Source organism: Thermus caliditerrae (genome assembly GCF_021462525.1).
GTDB classification, from domain to species: Bacteria; Deinococcota; Deinococci; order Deinococcales; family Thermaceae; genus Thermus; species Thermus caliditerrae.
Genome location: NZ_JAKEDT010000045.1, coordinates 1 through 1,222 on the forward strand (window position 1 = coordinate 1; position 1,222 = coordinate 1,222).

Below are 1,222 nucleotides of genomic sequence, written 5' to 3' on the forward strand. Positions count from 1 at the left end.
ATGGCCAAGGGCGAGTTTATCCGTACGAAGCCTCACGTGAACGTGGGGACGATTGGGCACGTGGACCACGGGAAGACGACGCTGACGGCGGCGTTGACGTTTGTAGCGGCGGCGGAGAACCCGAATGTAGAGGTTAAGGACTACGGGGAGATTGATAAGGCGCCGGAGGAGCGTGCGCGTGGGATTACGATCAACACGGCGCACGTGGAGTACGAGACGGCGAAGCGGCACTACTCGCACGTGGACTGCCCGGGCCACGCGGACTACATCAAGAACATGATCACGGGTGCGGCACAGATGGACGGGGCGATTTTGGTGGTATCGGCGGCGGACGGGCCGATGCCGCAGACGCGGGAGCACATTTTGCTGGCCCGTCAGGTGGGGGTGCCGTACATTGTGGTGTTCATGAACAAGGTGGACATGGTGGACGATCCCGAGCTGTTGGACCTGGTGGAGATGGAGGTTCGGGATCTTTTGAACCAGTACGAGTTTCCTGGGGACGAGGTGCCGGTGGTGCGCGGGAGCGCGTTGCTGGCGCTGGAGCAGATGCACAAGAATCCCCAGACGAAGCGCGGGGAGAACGAGTGGGTGGATAGGATTTGGGAGTTGCTGGACGCGATTGACGAGTACGTACCGACGCCGGTGCGGGACGTGGACAAGCCGTTCTTGATGCCGGTGGAGGACGTGTTTACGATTACGGGGCGCGGGACGGTGGCGACTGGGAGGATTGAGCGGGGCAAGGTGAAGGTTGGGGACGAGGTGGAGATTGTGGGCCTTGCTCCGGAGACGCGGAAGACGGTGGTGACTGGGGTGGAGATGCACCGGAAGACTTTGCAGGAGGGGATAGCTGGGGACAACGTAGGTCTTTTGTTGCGTGGTGTAGGCCGGGACGAGGTGGAGCGGGGGCAGGTGCTGGCGAAGCCTGGGAGCATTACGCCGCACACGAAGTTTGAGGCTTCGGTGTACGTGCTGAAGAAGGAGGAGGGTGGGCGGCACACGGGGTTTTTTTCTGGGTACCGGCCGCAGTTTTACTTTCGGACGACGGATGTGACTGGGGTGGTGGAGTTGCCCCAGGGGGTGGAGATGGTGATGCCTGGGGACAACGTGACGTTTACGGTGGAGCTGATCAAGCCGGTGGCGTTGGAGGAGGGCTTGCGGTTTGCCATCCGGGAGGGTGGGCGGACCGTGGGCGCCGGCGTGGTCACCAAGATCCTGGAGTGAG

General features: G+C 62.2%; 1 protein-coding gene. It reads left to right on the forward strand.

Annotation, left to right across the window (positions count from 1 at the left end; all coding sequences use genetic code 11):
* Complete coding sequence (gene tuf / locus L1088_RS12380) at positions 1-1,221, forward strand: elongation factor Tu (RefSeq protein WP_234555358.1); 1,221 nt, start codon at positions 1-3, stop codon at positions 1,219-1,221.
* Position 1,222 lies beyond the last annotated feature (1 nt).